This is a genomic window from Paraburkholderia acidiphila, from assembly GCF_009789655.1.
GTDB lineage: Bacteria > Pseudomonadota > Gammaproteobacteria > Burkholderiales > Burkholderiaceae > Paraburkholderia > Paraburkholderia acidiphila.
Map to the genome: position 1 here is coordinate 139,216 of NZ_CP046912.1, position 16,385 is coordinate 155,600.

The 16,385-nt window shown below is 61.7% G+C and carries 14 protein-coding genes; 11 read left to right on the forward strand and 3 right to left on the reverse strand.

Going from position 1 to position 16,385, the window contains the following annotated elements; all coding sequences use genetic code 11:
• Positions 1–395 precede the first annotated feature (395 nt).
• From FAZ97_RS30920 to FAZ97_RS30930, 3 genes are all read right to left on the reverse strand, one after another.
• The gene (locus FAZ97_RS30920; RefSeq protein WP_158762596.1) at positions 396–863 is read right to left on the reverse strand and encodes a YaiI/YqxD family protein; all 468 of its coding nucleotides are present in this window, start codon (positions 861–863) and stop codon (positions 396–398) included.
• Positions 864–970: 107 nt separating this feature from the next.
• Complete coding sequence (locus tag FAZ97_RS30925; protein WP_158762597.1) at positions 971–1,561, reverse strand: dimethylsulfonioproprionate lyase family protein; 591 nt, start codon at positions 1,559–1,561, stop codon at positions 971–973.
• Between the two features lie 36 nt (positions 1,562–1,597).
• Positions 1,598–2,524, reverse strand: coding sequence for a LysR substrate-binding domain-containing protein (locus FAZ97_RS30930; RefSeq protein ID WP_158763333.1), 927 nt, complete (start codon positions 2,522–2,524; stop codon positions 1,598–1,600).
• Between the two features lie 194 nt (positions 2,525–2,718).
• Here FAZ97_RS30930 and FAZ97_RS30935 point away from each other — a divergent pair, with 194 nt between their 5' ends.
• The 11 genes from FAZ97_RS30935 (at position 2,719) to FAZ97_RS30985 (ending at position 16,369) form a co-directional block, all read left to right on the forward strand.
• Entirely contained in the window at positions 2,719–3,978 is a 1,260-nt protein-coding gene (locus FAZ97_RS30935; protein ID WP_158762598.1) for an aromatic ring-hydroxylating oxygenase subunit alpha, read from the forward strand.
• A gap of 7 nt (positions 3,979–3,985) precedes the next feature.
• Entirely contained in the window at positions 3,986–5,122 is a 1,137-nt protein-coding gene (locus FAZ97_RS30940) for a hybrid-cluster NAD(P)-dependent oxidoreductase (RefSeq protein WP_158762599.1), read from the forward strand.
• A gap of 519 nt (positions 5,123–5,641) precedes the next feature.
• On the forward strand, positions 5,642–6,931 hold the full coding sequence (locus FAZ97_RS30945) for a quaternary amine ABC transporter ATP-binding protein (RefSeq protein WP_158762600.1): 1,290 nt from the start codon (positions 5,642–5,644) through the stop codon (positions 6,929–6,931).
• Complete coding sequence (locus FAZ97_RS30950; protein ID WP_158762601.1) at positions 6,928–7,809, forward strand: ABC transporter permease; 882 nt, start codon at positions 6,928–6,930, stop codon at positions 7,807–7,809. Before FAZ97_RS30945 ends, FAZ97_RS30950 begins: the two co-directional genes overlap by 4 nt.
• A gap of 81 nt (positions 7,810–7,890) precedes the next feature.
• Positions 7,891–8,772, forward strand: coding sequence for a glycine betaine ABC transporter substrate-binding protein (locus tag FAZ97_RS30955; RefSeq protein WP_158762602.1), 882 nt, complete (start codon positions 7,891–7,893; stop codon positions 8,770–8,772).
• Positions 8,773–8,873: 101 nt separating this feature from the next.
• Positions 8,874–10,169, forward strand: coding sequence for a serine hydroxymethyltransferase (gene glyA / locus FAZ97_RS30960; RefSeq protein WP_158762603.1), 1,296 nt, complete (start codon positions 8,874–8,876; stop codon positions 10,167–10,169).
• A 73-nt stretch (positions 10,170–10,242) separates the two neighbouring features.
• Positions 10,243–11,130, forward strand: coding sequence for a dihydrodipicolinate synthase family protein (locus FAZ97_RS30965; protein ID WP_158762604.1), 888 nt, complete (start codon positions 10,243–10,245; stop codon positions 11,128–11,130).
• A gap of 9 nt (positions 11,131–11,139) precedes the next feature.
• Entirely contained in the window at positions 11,140–12,471 is a 1,332-nt protein-coding gene (locus FAZ97_RS30970; protein ID WP_158762605.1) for an NAD(P)/FAD-dependent oxidoreductase, read from the forward strand.
• A 17-nt stretch (positions 12,472–12,488) separates the two neighbouring features.
• Complete coding sequence (locus tag FAZ97_RS30975) at positions 12,489–13,982, forward strand: aldehyde dehydrogenase (protein ID WP_158762606.1); 1,494 nt, start codon at positions 12,489–12,491, stop codon at positions 13,980–13,982.
• Between the two features lie 226 nt (positions 13,983–14,208).
• Positions 14,209–15,210: a LysR substrate-binding domain-containing protein gene (locus FAZ97_RS30980; RefSeq protein ID WP_158762607.1), complete on the forward strand. Its 1,002-nt coding sequence runs from the start codon at positions 14,209–14,211 to the stop codon at positions 15,208–15,210.
• A 58-nt stretch (positions 15,211–15,268) separates the two neighbouring features.
• Entirely contained in the window at positions 15,269–16,369 is a 1,101-nt protein-coding gene (locus FAZ97_RS30985) for a GlxA family transcriptional regulator (protein ID WP_158762608.1), read from the forward strand.
• Positions 16,370–16,385 lie beyond the last annotated feature (16 nt).

A 16,385-nucleotide genomic window follows, 5' to 3' on the forward strand; every position in this document is an offset into this window, starting at 1 on the left:
CGGGCGGAGGATGTTTCGATGCGAATGAGAGTGATTCGCGTTTGAAGATCATAGGAAAGTCGCCGCTCGAAGGCAAGAGCGAAACGCTATCGGTAAGGATGCCAAACTATCGTGCCTGCCCAATACGCATCACCGGTCGCATGTGCGATGGGCGGCAAAGTCCGGTGGCGCCGGGGCGTGCGCGGGATAGGGGCCTGTCGGGAAAGCGTGAGGTTTGCCGGTTCGACGCCGCATTTTTGGCGTCAAATCATCCGACAAAAGACCTTGTGTACGGCAGGGGTTAGATGCGCGCGGCGAACATTTCGGTTCTAATCGCGCGCGATTCGCGTAGGTGAGGCCACGTGCCGTTGGCGATCGCGATGCGATGATCCCAAACGTCGGCGCGCGCTACGCGATCACTCAGGTTTGCTCGGCCGCGGGCTATGCCGCGCGAGAAAGCGATCGAGCTGACCCGCGAACGTCTTGCTATCGCGCGCGCTGAAGGGCGCAGGGCCACCCGTTTCGATGCCTGCACTGCGCAGTTGATCCATGACGTCGCGCATCGTCAGCCGTTCCTGGATATTTTCACGCGTGAACCAGTTGCCGCGCGGATCGAGCGCCTGTGCGCACTTGTCGAGCACGGCCGCGGCAAGCGGGATGTCGGCGGTGATCACGAGGTCGCCTGGTTCGACGAGTTCGACGATGCGGGCATCGGCCGCGTCGAATCCCGCAGGCACCTGAATCGACTTGATGAAGGGCGACGGCGGTGTGCGCAGATATTGGTTGGCAACCAGCGTCACCTGGACTTCGGCACGCCGCGCGGCCCGAAACAACATGTCCTTGATGACGGCAGGACAGGCGTCAGCGTCGACCAGCACTTGCATAGCGGTATTCCCGGCACAGTAAAGCGCGATCATATCGCACTGCCGCCGCAGCGCATTACCGGCGTTGCCGCGCTCCGCGTTTTGCTTGGCCGATAGCCGACCTGCGCTTATACCAGCAGACACCACAGCGCGAGGAGCGGGGTCGACCCCGAGCGCATTGCGTGCAGGCTGTTGCGTGGATTGTGCAGGCCGCCGCCAATGCCCAGATCGAACCAGTCCGAATCGCGTTGGCGGAATTCCCCGGCGCTGAGCAGCACATAGGCTTCTTCGGGCGGATGCCGATGATCGGGATATCGCGTGTGAGGCGCGAGCAGCGAAAAGCCCAACTGGATGTCGTAACGGCTTTCCGTGCCGCCGGGGCCGCAAATCATGCCATTCACGTGCTTCTCGACGTAGTCTTCGCTTCCGTTCGTTCCCGACGTTCGCCGCTGCCAGCCAATAGCGGGCGCGAGCAGCTTGATGGCGCGTGCCGCGTCGCCGCAGCTAGTGGTGTCGTCGAGCAGCGGTGCGAGCGCGGAATCGAGGAGGTCACAGGCGGGATAGCGTAAGCTGTTGCGCTTGCCGTCGTCGGATGGCTGTTCGAGATGCTCGAATACTTTCACGGCTAACTGGCGGCCGGCTTCTGGCAACGTGGCTGACTGAAACAGCGTTCGGGCTACGCGAATGAATTGTTCGAGGTTCTCGTGCCGTTGATACATGGAGGCTCCCGTAATCGTCCGATAGTGCCCGCAAAGTCAGCACGGCGCCGGGTCGCCTCGCAGCCACTCGATGAGCTGCGTGATGACCGGCGTGATGGTCCGGCCGTGGGGTACCACGACGTAATAAGCATCGCTGGGGCGGTACGTCGCGAGGTCGATGCGGACTAGCTCTCCGGCACGCAGCAGGTCGTCGACGAGGCGGTTCCAGCCCAGTGTCATGCCTTGCCCATATCGCACTGCCTGAATCGCGTCGGTATAGAGGTTGCACCGCAGCACCGTGTTCAGGCGCGCGGGCCGACACCCGACGGCGCGAAACCATTCGTTCCACACCATCCATCCTTCGGACGTGGCATCCGACTCCACGAGCGCCATTTTCGCCAGCTCGTCGAGCGAGCGCGGCATGCCGTATTCCTCCAGAAACCGCGGCGAGCAAACAGGAAAGACTTCGACATCGAACAACAAGGTCGAGGTCCCGTCTGGCCAGTTGCCGTCACCATAGCGCACGGCGACGTCGACTTCGACATGCCGAAGGTCGGCCGTAAACATCTCGGTCGACAGCCGCAGTTGCAAAGGGGGATCGAGCTTCTTCAGTTTCGCGAGCCGCGGCAAGAGCCGCAATTGCGAAAACGCCGCGGTCGAAGCCAGCACCAGTTCTCTTTGCTCCGTTCCCGTCACGAGACGGTCGAACACGCCGGCGATCTTTTGCATGGACTCCGCGACGACCACGTAGAGCGCTTCACCTTCGCTCGTCAGGTCGATTGAGCGGTGCAGCCGATGAAAGAGCGCTACGCCGAGTGTTTCTTCGAGGAACTTGACCTGTCTGCTGACGGCGGACTGCGTGACGCCCAGCTCGCTTGCCGCATAGGTGAAACTGCCCAGGCGCGCCACGGCTTCGAACTCGACCAGGGCGGTAAGCGAGGGAATGATCCGACGATAGCCTTTGGTTGCTTTGGTGGTTTTCATTCCTGACCTGACGATGCGTGCTGAACAGCGCCGGGGGCCCATTTCGGACCCTGCGTTTCGCCGCATTTTCGCATGATTTAAACGAATGCGAAGCGGCTTATAAAGCGCGTTGACGGGGCTTTTCGACGGTCCAATACTTCACGCCATCCCAGCGTCCCACGTGCTGCGAAACGCAGCTCATCACGAGGCCCACCATGTCTGAAGTTCAAATTCAAACGCACCGCGAACTACTCGATAGCCGCAAGAAAGGGCACGGCATGCCCGGCGAATTGTTCGGGCGTCAGGACGTGTTCGAAACGGACGTCGAGGTGTTCTTTCACAAGCTGTGGATACTCGTTGGCGTGAGCGCCGACGTGCCGGAGCCGGGCGATGTCCACACGGTCGATGTCGGGCGGGCGTCGATCATGATCGTGCGCGACGACGACGAGAACGTGCGTGCGTTTCGCAACGTTTGCCGTCATCGCGGCTCGCGCATCATGAAGAAGCCCGGCAAGGCGAGCGTGGGGATGCTCGTGTGTCCGTACCACCAGTGGACGTACGATCTCGACGGCTGCCTCAAACATTCGACGCACATGGGCAAAGACTTCGACGCAGGCTGTCACAGCCTGATTCCGGTTCATGTGAAGACGGTGGGCGCGCATATCTTCGTCTGCCTCGCAGACGAGCCGCCCGCCGACTTTGAAAAGCTCGAAACGGTCATGGCTGCGCGCTTCGCGCCTTACGACCTGACACGCACGAAGATCGCCCATGAAATGGAGATCGTCGAAAACGGCAACTGGAAACTCGTGGTGGAAAACAATCGCGAGTGCTACCACTGTGCCGGCACGCATCCGGAGCTGACGAACTCGTTTCTTGCGGAAGACTTCGGTTTTTGTCCGGATGGCCAGAGCGAAGCATCGCTGCAGGCCTATGAAGATTATCGGCAGCGCAATACGGCATGCCAGGAGAACTGGGAAAAGGACGGCTATGTGTGCGGCACGGTCGAAGCGCTCGGCGAAAGCGTGGAGACCAACTTCCGGACTCAGCGGCTCGTCATCTCGGGCGCGAACGAGTCGCAGACGCTCGACACGAAAGTGGCCTGCACTAAGCTGCTGGGCGGCGTCGAGCGGCGCGATCTCGGCGACATGCACCTATGGGGCCACCATTCGTGGACGCACGTGATGAGCGACCATGCCGTGATTGCCTATAGCTTGCCCCTCGCGCCCGACAAGACGCTCGTGCGCACGGTCTGGTTAGTTCATGCGGACGCCGTTGAAGGCGTCGACTACGACCTGAAACGGCTCACGGAAGTGTGGGTCGCGACGACGACCCAGGACGCGGAGCTCGTTGGGAACACGCATGCGGGAACGCAGGATCCCGCCTATATTCCAGGGCCTTTCTCGAACTTCACCGAGACAGCGCTGGACCAGTTTTCGCGCTGGTACGACGCGAAGCTGAAGGCGCATGGAGTCTGAGGTCGCCATGAACGTAGCCACGGATTCATGTTTCATTGGGCAGCGCGGGGAAATGCCTGATCGCTTTTGCAGTGCAGCCACGTGGGAACGCGCAGACGCGCAATGGCCGAGTCACGAGCCACGCACGCTCATATGCACGCGCGTGTGCGCCGAGACCCACGACGTGCGCAGCTTCGTGTTCAGCACGCGCGATGGTCAGCTTTTCAGCTTCGAGCCGGGGCAATTTATCACCGTGTCCGCCGAGATCGACGGCAAGGAGGTCAGCCGTTGCTACACGATCTCTTCGCCGCCTACACGCCCCTATGCGCTTTCCATCACGGTCAAGCGGGTGCCGGGCGGCGTCATGTCGAACTGGCTTCACGAGAACATGAGAGAGGGCCTCGAGTTGAAAGCCTGCGGGCCGTCCGGCCTGTTCACGCCCTGTTGCGCACCGGCTGCAAAGAGTCTTTATCTTTCCGCGGGATCGGGTGTCACGCCGTTGATGTCGATGACGCGAGCAGCACTCGACCTCGGGTTGAACCGCGATATCGTGTTCGTTCATAGCGCGCGAGCGCCGGAAGACATCATTTTTCGTCGCGAGCTTTCGCACTTGTGCGCGCTTTCGAACAAGCTGCGCGTGGTTCACATTTGCGAGGCGCCCGGTGGCGAGCCGGCCTGGACGGGTCCCGTGGGGCGACTCAGTCTCGATCTCTTGATGAGGCATGTGCCCGACTACCGGGATCGTGAGGTATTCGTCTGCGGACCCGCCGGTTATATGGAGGCTGCCAGAAAGATGCTCCGCGAAGGCGGCCACGACGCGTCCCGCTATCATCAGGAGAGCTTCAACTTCGCGCCACCCGTAGCGTGTCCCCCGGAGCCGCTGGCGGAACCGGCCGTACAGTCCGGCTTTACGGTGCAACTGGCGCGCTCGGGCCGCTCGTTCACGATGGACGCTTCGCAAACCGTGCTCGTCGCGGCGCGCAAGGCCGGTGTGCCCTTGCCGTCGTCGTGCAGCCAGGGCATATGCGGCACCTGCAAGACGAAGGTGCTCGAAGGCGCCGTGGACATGAAGCACAACGGCGGCATTCGTCCACGCGAAATCGAAAAGGGAATGCGGTTGATGTGCTGCAGTCGCCCGACTTCAAATCTCGTTCTCGATTTGTAGCGGGACGACCTGACTTGAGAGCATCCAATGCCCCGTAATGGGGCAATTCTTTTTTTGTCGTCTGAGCTTTCGCTCATTCGCACGCGTTTCTCGCGCATTTTCCTGGTAGTTTCCCTGACTAAAACGCCCCAGGACTTTCCCTTGTGCGGCAGGGCTGGCGCCGTCAATCGCGTATTGGACGAAAGAAGAAGTTTCCGGCACTCAATTTGCCGCAAAGCCCCGGTCCATATAGCGAATGCGCATCGCTTGCGAATTCGCTAAACGTTTCATTGCACACCAGGCGCCTCACATGCATTACCAAAGGTAGGGGAAAGGGCCGAAAAAATGTAGCTGGGGCGTGAGATTTGGATTGCTACGCTGCAATCACTGCATCAGTTGCCGCACCAGAACCGGATTCATCGAAATATCGAATTCGGAGCTGGGCGAACGTCGATGCGAGCTGAATTGCCACGCTAGAACTTCCGGTCGTACCGAAGTTCGCCAGCATCCATTTTTTGAACCAGCCAGTTGGGATGACACATGGCCCCTCATCTGACGTTCTCGCCGGGCGACGCATTGCCGCCAGGCGCAATCAACACAGCGGGTACGCCTTCGGTGGCCCGGCCCATTGCCATATCCGGCACCGACATTCTGACGGTCAGGAACCTGTCGAAGATCTTCGGGCCGAAGCCCGAGGTTGCCGCGCAACTGGTCAAGCAGGGCCTCGGCCGCGATGAAGTCTTCAAGCGTACCGGCAACATGGTGGCGGTCAACAACGTCAGCCTCAACGTGAGGGCTGGCGAGATCTTCGTGATCATGGGGCTCTCCGGTTCCGGCAAGTCGACGCTCGTGCGCCTGCTCAACCGCCTGATCGAACCGACGTCTGGCCAGGTCGTGCTTGAAGGCCGCGATATCGCGCCGATGTCCACGCCCGAGTTGCGTGAAGTGCGCCGCAAGAAGATGGCGATGGTGTTCCAGTCGTTTGCGCTGCTGCCGAACCGCACGGTGCTCGACAACATTTCGTATGGCCTCGAAGTCGCGGGCATGAAGAAGTCCGAGCGCTATGAAATCGCTCGCGCCGCGCTCACTCGCGTAGGTCTCGGTTCGTACGAAAAGCTGTTGCCCGGCGAACTCTCGGGCGGCATGCAGCAGCGGGTCGGTCTTGCGCGCGCGCTTGCGGTCAATCCTGCCGTGCTGCTGATGGACGAAGCCTTCTCCGCACTCGATCCGCTCATTCGCTTCGAAATGCAGAGCGAATTGCTGCGGCTTCAGAAGGAAGAGCAGCGCACCATCGTCTTCATTTCGCACGATATCGAAGAGGCCATCAAGATTGGCGGCCGTATCGGCATCATGAAAGACGGTTGCCTGATCCAGGTCGGCACACCGGCTGAACTCATCCAGTCGCCGGCCGACGACTACGTGCGGGACTTTTTCCGCCACGTCGACGTTTCGCGTTTCCTCAAGGCCGACCGCCTGATGACCCGCGTCGAGCGGGGACTCATTTCCGGCGACATTGCTGCGCCGGCCGACCGTTACCTCAATCAACTGATCGATAGCGGCGCCGAATGCGGCTATGTGTGCGATCAAGCCGGCCGCTACCAGGGCTGCGTCACGCCCGCTTCGCTGCACAAGGCGGGCGCGCATGCGCTGCGCGAAGCGCTGCTCAAGGACCTGCGCACGGTCTCGCTGGATACCGACCTGCACGAACTCAGCGCGATTGCACTGAGCCAGCAACACGACGTGCCGGTGACGGACGCGGCGGGCAAGCTGGCGGGCGTCGTGTCGTGCCGAACGATACTCAAACAGGTTATGGAGCGGAGGGCAGCATGAATTCGTCAGTCATCGGCAAGTTCGCGGAGAACGCCGTCAATTTTCTCTTCAATCACTTCCAGGGCGGATTCAACGCGTTTTCCGCGGCGCTGGGCGCCGTCGTCAAGCTGCTCGAGGACGGGCTGGGCGCCATTCCGTTTCTCGCGATGCTCGTCTTTCTCGTGGCGTTTGCGTTGTGGCGGCGAGGCATTGCGTTCGCGGTGTTCGTCGGTATCGCGTTGATGCTCATTCATTACATGGGACTGTGGCCGCAAACCGTTGCGACGCTCGCGCTCGTGGTGGCCGCGACGGTGTTCAGCCTCATCGTCGGCGTGCCGCTCGGCATCTGGGGCGCGCGCAACAAGCGCGTGGAAATGGTCCTGCGCTCACTGCTCGATTTCATGCAGACCATGCCGGCGTTCGTTTATCTGATTCCTGCTGTGATCCTGTTCGGGCTGGGCCGCGTGCCTGCCGTGATCGCCACCGTTGTGTTCGCCATGCCGCCCGTGGTGCGGCTCACGACGCTCGGCATCCGCCAGGTTCGCGAGGAACTGCTGGAAGCGGGGCGCTCGTTCGGCAGCACGGACGCGCAACTGCTCTGGAAAATCCAGTTGCCGAATGCATTGCCGTCCATCATGGCCGGCGTGAACCAGACCATCATGATGTCGCTTTCAATGGTCGTGATCGCTTCGATGATCGGCGCGGGCGGCCTCGGTGAATACGTGCTGAGCGGCATTCAGCGCCTGGACATCGGCATCGGCTTCGAAGGCGGGCTCGGTGTCGTGCTGCTCGCGATCGTGCTCGACCGTCTCACGGAGACGTTTGGTGTGAAGGCGAAGAAGAGGAGACCTGTCGCGAAAGTGGGTAAGGCCAGCACCGCCGAAGCTGCGCATAGCTGACAAGCGGGATACCTGCCTGCAAATCACAGGCAGGTATGCGAGACGGGACAGGTAGTTTCCATATAAATACGGAGTACTAACATGACTAGCGATGTTTTCAAATCACTCGTTGCGAAGGTTGCGCTATCCACGGTTGTCGCCATGAGTCTCGGCGTCGGGTCTGCCGTGGCCGCGGAGCCGATCAAGCTGGCGATCACCGACTGGGCCGACGTGCTCGCCACGGCCAATGTTGCCAAATACGTGCTCGAAACCAAATTGAACCAGCCGGTCAAGTTCGTCGATGCGGACATCGGCATTCAGTTCCAGGGCGTGGCGCGCGGCGACCTCGACATCATGGTGGGCGGCTGGTTGCCGGTCACGCACGCGGTGTACTACGAGAAGTACAAGAACGATCTCGACGACGTCGGCGTGATCTACACGGGCGGCCGCAACGGCTGGGCCGTGCCCGCGTACGTGCCGGAGTCGCAGGTTGCGTCGATTTCGGACCTGAACAAGCCGGACGTCAAGAGCAAGCTGGACGGCACGATTCAGGGCATTGGCCCGGGTTCCGGCCTGATGCAGGCCTCCGAGAAGTCGGTTCAGGCCTACAACCTGAATGGCTACAACCTGCAGTCGTCGAGCGAAGCCGGCATGCTCGCGGCCGTCTCGCGCGCGTATCAAACGAAGCAATGGGTCGTCGCCACGGTCTGGAGCCCGCATTGGCTTTGGCAGAAATGGCAGATGCGCTATTTGAAGGACCCCAAGGGCACGCTGGGCGGCGAAGAGCAGATTCATGCGTTCGCGTCCAAACAGTTCGCCACGAAGTTTCCGCGCGCCGATGTGTTTTTCAAGCATTTCAAGCTGACGCTGGCCGATGTCGAAGCCATTGAACTCGAAGGCAACAGCACGAACGACTACGCGAGCGCCGCGAAGAAGTTCGTCGACGCGCACCCGGACAAGCTGAAAGCCTGGCTGCAGCAGTAACGCGCCGATTCGTATTCATGGGGCAGGAAAGGCCCGCTGCCCCCAACGATTCGCCTGTTCTGGCAGGGCCTGCTTGACATGATGACTTCCTGGAGTGACCTGTGAGCGAAAACTCGTGCTTCTTTTCTGAAACGCTCCAGAGCCGTGACCCGGTCATTGCATCGGAGATCGCGCTCGAATTGCGCCGTCAACAAACGCAGATCGAATTGATCGCTTCCGAGAATATTGTTTCGGCGGCCGTGATGGAAGCGCAAGGGACGGTGCTGACCAACAAGTATGCAGAGGGCTACCCGTCGAAGCGCTATTACGGCGGCTGCGAGCATGTGGACCGCGTCGAGTCGCTCGCCATCGACCGCGTGAAGGCGCTGTTCGACGCCGAGTACGCCAATGTGCAGCCGCATTCCGGCGCGCAGGCCAACGGCGCGGTCATGCTCGCGCTCGTGAAGCCTGGCGAGACGGTGATGGGCATGTCGCTCGACGCTGGCGGCCACCTCACGCACGGCGCGCGGCCGGCGCTTTCCGGCAAGTGGTTCAACGCGGTGCAGTATGGCGTGAGCCCGCAGACATACCGTATCGACTACGACGCCGTGCGCAGACAGGCGCAGGAGCACCGCCCGAAGCTCATCATCGCGGGCTACTCGGCGTATCCGCGCGCGCTCGACTTTGCCGCGTTCCGTGACATCGCGGATAGCGTCGGGGCACTCCTCATGGTCGACATGGCGCATATCGCCGGCATTGTCGCGGCCGGCCGCCACGAGAACCCGATCAAGTACGCCGATGTGGTGACGTCGACCACGCACAAGACGCTGCGCGGTCCGCGCGGCGGCTTCATCCTCACCAATCACGCCGACATCGCGAAGAAGATCAACTCCGCCGTGTTCCCCGGCCTGCAGGGCGGTCCGCTCATGCACGTCATCGCGGGCAAGGCGGTGGCGTTTGGCGAAGCGCTGCGTCCGGAGTTCTCGAGCTACATCGACCGCGTGCTGCGCAACGCCGAGGCGCTCGGCAACGTGCTGCAAGGGGGCGGGCTCTCGCTCGTCACGGGCGGCACCGACAACCATCTTCTGCTCGTCGATCTTCGTTCCAAACGCATTACCGGCACGCAGGCCGAAAAAGCGCTCGAACGCGCGGGCATTACCTGCAACAAGAACGGCATTCCGTTCGACACGGAAAACCCGACCGTGACCTCAGGCATCCGGCTTGGCACGCCTGCGGGGACGACGCGCGGATTCGGCACGGCCCAGTTCGAGCAGATCGGCGAAATGATTCTCGAAGTGCTGACGGCACTCGAACGCGAGCCCGGCGGCGACGACCACGTCGAGCGCGCCGTGCGTAGCCGCGTGAGAGATCTGTGCCACCAGTTTCCCATTTATTCGCATGCCGATGCGCTGGCATAAGCCAGACGCTCTGGCCGCGAATGCAGTGAACATCCGATTATCCGTTTGAAGATTTTTGAAGAGAGGAATCAAAATGAGCTTCGAGGGCGTCCATACTCCGCTGGTCACACCGTTTAAAGAGGATGGTGAAATCGACCACGCACTGCTCGGCAAGCACGCAGCGAATCTCGCAGGCCGCGTTGCGGGGCTCGGAATCGGCGGCACCACCGGCGAATACTATGCGTTGAGCTTCGAGGAGCGCGTCAAGACGTTCAATACCGTTGCCGATGCGGCGGGCGGAAAGACGTATCTGACCGCGGGCATCAACGCGACCACGACGAAGGAAGTGATTCGCCTCGGGCTGGAGGCCAAACGCGCAGGGTTGTCGTCGCTGCTGGTTGCCGCGCCGTACTACGCGCAGCCGACGCAGGAAGAACTGCTTAGCCACATGCTGAAGGTGGATGACGCGCTCGACATGCCGATCATGCTGTACAACTTTCCGGCCCGCACGGGAACGCAGATCAGCGATGGCGTGCTGGCCACGCTGCTCGAACGTCCAAACTTTATCGCCATGAAGGAAAGCACGGGCGATATTTCACATCTGCATCATCTCGTCACGCACTTCAAGAACCGGCTGGTGCTCAGCTGCGGCATGGACGACCAGGCGCTCGAATTCTTCGCGTGGGGCGCGAAAAGCTGGGTTGGCGGCGCATCGAACTTCCTGCCGGAAGCGCACACGGCGCTTTTCGATGCGTGTGTCAGAGAGAACGATTTCGTCCTGGGCCGCAAGCTGATGACGCAATTGCTGCCGGTGCTCGAACTGCTCGAACGCAGCGGCAAATTCATCCAGTACGTGCGCTACGGTTGCGAACTGGTGGGGCTGCCGGTGGGCGTGGCGCGTGCACCGCTCGGCTCGCTGACGCAAGAGGAACGCGGCGCATTCGCGCAGCTTGTGAAACCGCTGATTCGCAACGCCCAGTAACAACAGAACATGGTCTCGAACCTGGAATTCGCGCGCTTTCCTGCGCCAGACGGCGTGAACGGGTGGTGGGAGAGTCTGCCGCCAGCGGGGCCCGCCAATGCCGTGTCGGCTGAGCAGCGATACGACTGGGTCGTGGTGGGCGGCGGCATCACGGGGCTGTGCGCCGCGCGGCGGCTCGCCGAACTGGCGCCCGATGCGTCGATTGCGCTGGTCGAGGCCGATCGCATTGGCCGCACGACAGCCGGACGCAATTCCGGATTCTTCGTCGATTTGCCGCACGACATCAGCAGTGAAAGCTACTCGCGCAGCGTGGCGGAAGACAAAGCCGATGTGCGATTCCAGCGGCACGGGATCGACTACGTGCGCTCGGTCGTACGCCAGCACAACATCGACTGCGATTGGCGCGACGACGGCAAATTCCACGCGTCCGTCAACAAGAAGGGCCTCGACGCACTCAAGCATTTTGCAGATGGGCTGACGCGCATTGACGAAGCGTTCGAATGGCTCGATCAACCGGCCATTCGCGCGGTGACCGGCACGGACTTTTACCAGGGCGCGCTATTCACGCCGGGTTGCAGCACGGTGCAGCCTGCGGCGCTCATGCGCGGGTTGGCGGCCACGCAGCCGCGAAACGTCACAGTGTTCGAAATGAGCGCAGTGACGGAAATCGAACGGCGCGGCAACGAGAAAGTCCTGCATTTCGCCCGCGGAAAGATCGTCGCCAGGCAGGTGATTCTCTGCACGAATGCGTATGCGGCGACGTTCGGCATTCACCCCAATGGTTTGCTGCCCGTGTACACGTTTGCCTCGATGACTCGCGTCATGAGCGCCGCCGAGGTTGAAAAGCTGGGCGGCACGCGATCCTGGTCGCTGATCCCGGCGGACCCTATGGGCACGACCGTGCGCCGTCTGGCTACGGATCGTATTTGCGTGCGCAACCATTTCGCGTTCAGACCAGGCCTGCAGGTATCGGAAGCCGATCTCGCGAAGGCGAAAGCGCTGCATCAGCGCTCGTTCGACCGCCGGTTCCCCATGCTCGGGGGTGTCGAACTCGAGTACACATGGGGCGGTCCGCTGTGTCTTTCGGCGAACAACGGCGCGCTGTTCGGCCGCCGCGACGACGGCATTCTGGAAGCGGTGGGATGCAATGGCCTCGGGCTGAGCAGAGGGTCTTCGTCAGGCAAGCTGATCGCCGAATATGCGCTTGGCCAGAGCAACGATTTGATCCAGCAGCTTCTGAAACAGCCGCACCCGCGTTCGCTGCCGGTTCGGCCGATTGTCGACATGGCGGTGTCGGCGACGATCTGGGCGAAAGAAATGTCGGCGGGAGCCGAGCTTTAATTAACCAAGGACACGAGATGACGACGCATCAGGAATGGAAGCAGAAGGCCGCGGAGCGCTCGCTCGACGGGCGGGCATTCATCGCCGGAGAGCGATGTGGATCGGCGTCGAGCGAAACGTTCGCTACACTCAATCCCGCATCGGGCAAGGTGCTCGTGGAAGTGGCGGCATGCGGCGAAAAAGACGTGGATCGTGCTGTCGCGGCAGCGCGCAACGCATTCGAATCCGGCGTGTGGTCGACGGCCGCGCCGGCGCATCGCAAGGCGGTTCTGCTACGCCTCGCGCAACTGATCGACGAGCATACGGACGAACTGGCACTCCTCGAAGCGCTGGAGGCGGGCAAGCCGATCAGCGAATGCCTCGCGCTCGATATTCCCGAGTCGGCGGCTTGCATTCGTTGGCATGCCGAAGTGACCGACAAGCGTTACGACGCGCTGTCGCCTTCGGGCGCGGATGTCGTGAGCATGATTACACGCGAGCCGATTGGCGTGGTCGGCGCGGTGCTGCCCTGGAATTTCCCCGCGCTGATGCTGGCCTGGAAAATCGGCCCGGCGTTGTCGGTCGGCAATAGCGTGATCGTGAAGCCTGCGGAGCAAACGTCGCTCTCGACGTTGCGCATTGCCGATCTCGCTTTTGAGGCGGGCGTGCCCGCGGGCGTGTTCAGCGTCGTCACGGGCTCGGGCGAAAGCGCGGGACAGGCGCTGGGCCGCCATCCCGATGTCGATCTCGTTGCGTTCACCGGCTCGACCGCTACCGGTAAGCGCTTTCTGCATTATTCCGCGGATACCAATCTGAAGCGCGTGGTGCTCGAATGCGGCGGGAAGAATCCGCAAGTCATTCTGCCGGATGTCGCGAATCTCGATGCGGTCGCCGAACAGGCCGTCGCCGCCGCATTCTGGAATATGGGGGAAAACTGCAGCGCCGGCTCGCGGATTCTCGTGCCTTCGAGCAAGCGGGCGGAACTGATCGAAAAGATGCAGGCCGTGCTCGCGGGCTGGAGGACGGGCGATCCACTCGACCCGGACGTCAAGCTTGGCGCGCTGATCGAACAGAAGCACTACGAGAAAGTGCTTGCGCACATCGAAAAGGCAAAGGAGCAGGGTGCCCGAGTGGTATGCGGCGGGCGTGCCGCGCTGACCGAAACGGGAGGATGGTTCGTTGAACCCACGATCTTCGATCAGGTCACGCCGGAGATGGCCATCGCACGGGAAGAGGTGTTCGGGCCTGTCGTGTGCTTTATCGAATACGACGAGGTAGAGGATGCCATCCGGATCGCGAACGACACGTGCTACGGCCTGGCCGCTTCGTTGTGGACGGATAACGTGAACAGCGCGCATAAGATTGCTTCGCGTATCCGCGCGGGCACGGTCACGGTAAACTGCTTTGGCGAGGGCGACCTTGCTACGCCATTCGGCGGCTTCAAGCAGTCGGGCTTTGGCGGGCGCGACAAGTCTGTCTACGCGCACGACCAGTATTGCGAACTGAAGACCACCTGGCTGAAGCTGGCCTGATTGGTTGGCGTGATTGGCTGGCGATAAAGCGGGCGAGCGGGCCCTCAGGCCCGCACTCGCACTATAACGGGGGAAACGGCTTGTCGGCGGAACGTAAACCAAAGTATGGATCACCCACTTGCCAGCGCGAAAACGGACTCGCACACTATTCGCATCCGTTTGCCTGTATGGTTCGTGGCGCGCGCCTGAACGCGCCGTGCGGGCACCCGTTTAAAGAGCGCAAGCCATGTTAAAGAAGCAGCTATTCGCAGACAGACTCCTCGCCCAGATGCCGTCGCTGCGGGCACTCCGCTGCTTCGTGACGGCGGCGCGCTACGAAAGCTTCACCCAGGCGGCGGAGGTGCTATGCGTCACGCAGGCCGCAATCAGCAGACAAATCAAGGAGCTCGAAGATTCGCTCGATGTCGCGCTGTTCGAGCGCACCGGCCGGCATATCGCGCTAACCGATGCGGGACGCATCCTGTACAACGCGTCGTACCTCTCGATCATGAATATCGCCGAGGCGGCGGAGGCGGTGCGCCGCACGGACCGGCACGCGTTGACGATCTGCGTCTCCCATACGTTCTCGGCCCTCTGGCTGTCGCCGCGCCTGCCGGCGTTTCGCGAGCGCTTTCCCGAGATCCAGCTGCATGTGATGGTCACCGAGCACTTCATGGAGCTGGACGAGCTCATGGAGCCCGACATCATCATCACGAAGAATCCGCCGCGCGAGCCGGAATACGAGGTCGAGCCGTTATTTCACGATGTTGTCTACCCGGTTTGCAATCCGACGTTTTACGACCGGCATTTTCGCGGCAAGAAACTTAAGCCGCTCGATCTGCTTTCGCAACCCACGTTGAATCTCTCGTTGCTCGGGCGCGCCCAGGTCTGTGAACACGTGGACTGGCGAGTGTGGCGCAACTGGTTTCAGCAGGGCGACGGCACGGACATCCTGGCGGAGAACCGGCATCTGGAGAGCAACGACTATCGGCTCCTCGTCGCACAGGCGGAAGCCGGCGAAGGGACGTTGCTGGGCTGGCATCATTTGCTCCACCACCAGGTCGAGCAGGGTCGCCTGATCCGGCCCGTGCCCGATGCGCTCGTTTTTCGCGACCGCTACCACTATTTGATTACACATCGGAACGCGCGGCCACGTACCGAGTATCTGCAGTTTCGAAACTGGCTCACCGAAGAAGCCGGCACAATGATGCGCGACTGGCTCGACGCCGGCGTTGCGGTCACAGGCTAACGAGTAACCTGTTTCGACCGTATCGAATGTTCGGAATGCATTGACACAGGCGGCCCCCATGGTTCACCACACGATTGACAGCGAAGCCACGACCGCAAGGCGGCTGCGTTTCGGGATCGTGCTATTGCCAAACTTCACGTTGACCGCCTTTTCCGGCTTCGTCGATCTGCTCAGGCTCGCAAGCGACGAAGGCGACATGAGCCGGCCGGTGCGGTGCTCGTGGACCATCGTTGGAGAGAATCTCGTTCCGGTTCGCGCGAGTTGCGGCATCCAGATCACACCGTGGACGACTTTCGATGAGGCCGAGGCGTTCGACTATGTCGTGATCGTAGGCGGATTGCTGCATTCGGGGCCGCCCGCGAGCGACGCGACACTCGCCTTCGTTCGCGCCATGGCCGAAACGCCGGCCACGCTGGTCGGGCTCTGCACAGGCGCGTTCGCGCTCGCCAGGGCCGGCGTGATGAATGGATATCGAATTTGCGTGAGCTGGTTCCACTACTGGGATTTCGTGGAGCGTTTCCCGCAAGTGGACGAACGCGACCTCGTTGCCGACCGGCTCTTTGTGATCGACAGAAGGCGCATTACGTGTTCCGGCGGCCGCGCATCGATCGACGTTGCCGCCGCGATTCTGTTGCGGCATGTCGAGGCCACCATCGTGCGCAAGGCGCTGCGGATTCTGCTCGTGGACGATGCGCAAAAAGGCAACGCGCCGCAACCGCATCCTCCGGGCCTCGAGCCCGCCACGCACCCCAAGGTCAGGCGCGCGATCCTGCTGATGGAACAACACGTTGGCCAGCCGCTGAGTCTGCCGGATCTGGCGCATCGGCTCGACGTTTCGGTTCGTCAGCTCGAACGCCTTTTCACCACGGAAACCGGCAAATCTCCGGGCGCATACGCGCGGCAGATTCGCATACGCATGGCGTCCTGGCTGTTGACGAGTTCGGACCGCACGGTTGCGGATATCGCTTCGTCATGCGGGTTTTCCGACGCTTCGCACCTTGGCCGCGAGTTCCGCAAGGAGTTTGGCGCGTCGCCCAACGAATATCGCACGACGCGGCTGCCTCATGCCGATGAGGCGCTATTGGGCACGCCGGAGCCGGATACGCCATTGCCTGCTGACTATGCCGAGGCGCCCGCTCAACAACTGGGCGCGCCGTAACAGGCGCGACGTGCGG

Bases quoted from the DNA above. Each gene is read 5' to 3' on its own strand.
- FAZ97_RS30920 (WP_158762596.1), bottom strand. From the start codon at position 863: ATGCAAGTGCTGGTCGACGCTGACGCCTGTCCTGCCGTCATCAAGGAC.
- FAZ97_RS30970 (WP_158762605.1), top strand. From the start codon at position 11,140: ATGGTCTCGAACCTGGAATTCGCGCGCTTTCCTGCGCCAGACGGCGTG.
- FAZ97_RS30985 (WP_158762608.1), top strand. From the start codon at position 15,269: ATGGTTCACCACACGATTGACAGCGAAGCCACGACCGCAAGGCGGCTG.
- FAZ97_RS30945 (WP_158762600.1), top strand. From the start codon at position 5,642: ATGGCCCCTCATCTGACGTTCTCGCCGGGCGACGCATTGCCGCCAGGC.
- FAZ97_RS30965 (WP_158762604.1), top strand. From the start codon at position 10,243: ATGAGCTTCGAGGGCGTCCATACTCCGCTGGTCACACCGTTTAAAGAG.
- FAZ97_RS30955 (WP_158762602.1), top strand. From the start codon at position 7,891: ATGACTAGCGATGTTTTCAAATCACTCGTTGCGAAGGTTGCGCTATCC.
- FAZ97_RS30980 (WP_158762607.1), top strand. From the start codon at position 14,209: ATGTTAAAGAAGCAGCTATTCGCAGACAGACTCCTCGCCCAGATGCCG.
- FAZ97_RS30935 (WP_158762598.1), top strand. From the start codon at position 2,719: ATGTCTGAAGTTCAAATTCAAACGCACCGCGAACTACTCGATAGCCGC.
- FAZ97_RS30930 (WP_158763333.1), bottom strand. From the start codon at position 2,524: ATGAAAACCACCAAAGCAACCAAAGGCTATCGTCGGATCATTCCCTCG.
- FAZ97_RS30975 (WP_158762606.1), top strand. From the start codon at position 12,489: ATGACGACGCATCAGGAATGGAAGCAGAAGGCCGCGGAGCGCTCGCTC.
- FAZ97_RS30925 (WP_158762597.1), bottom strand. From the start codon at position 1,561: ATGTATCAACGGCACGAGAACCTCGAACAATTCATTCGCGTAGCCCGA.
- FAZ97_RS30940 (WP_158762599.1), top strand. From the start codon at position 3,986: ATGAACGTAGCCACGGATTCATGTTTCATTGGGCAGCGCGGGGAAATG.
- FAZ97_RS30950 (WP_158762601.1), top strand. From the start codon at position 6,928: ATGAATTCGTCAGTCATCGGCAAGTTCGCGGAGAACGCCGTCAATTTT.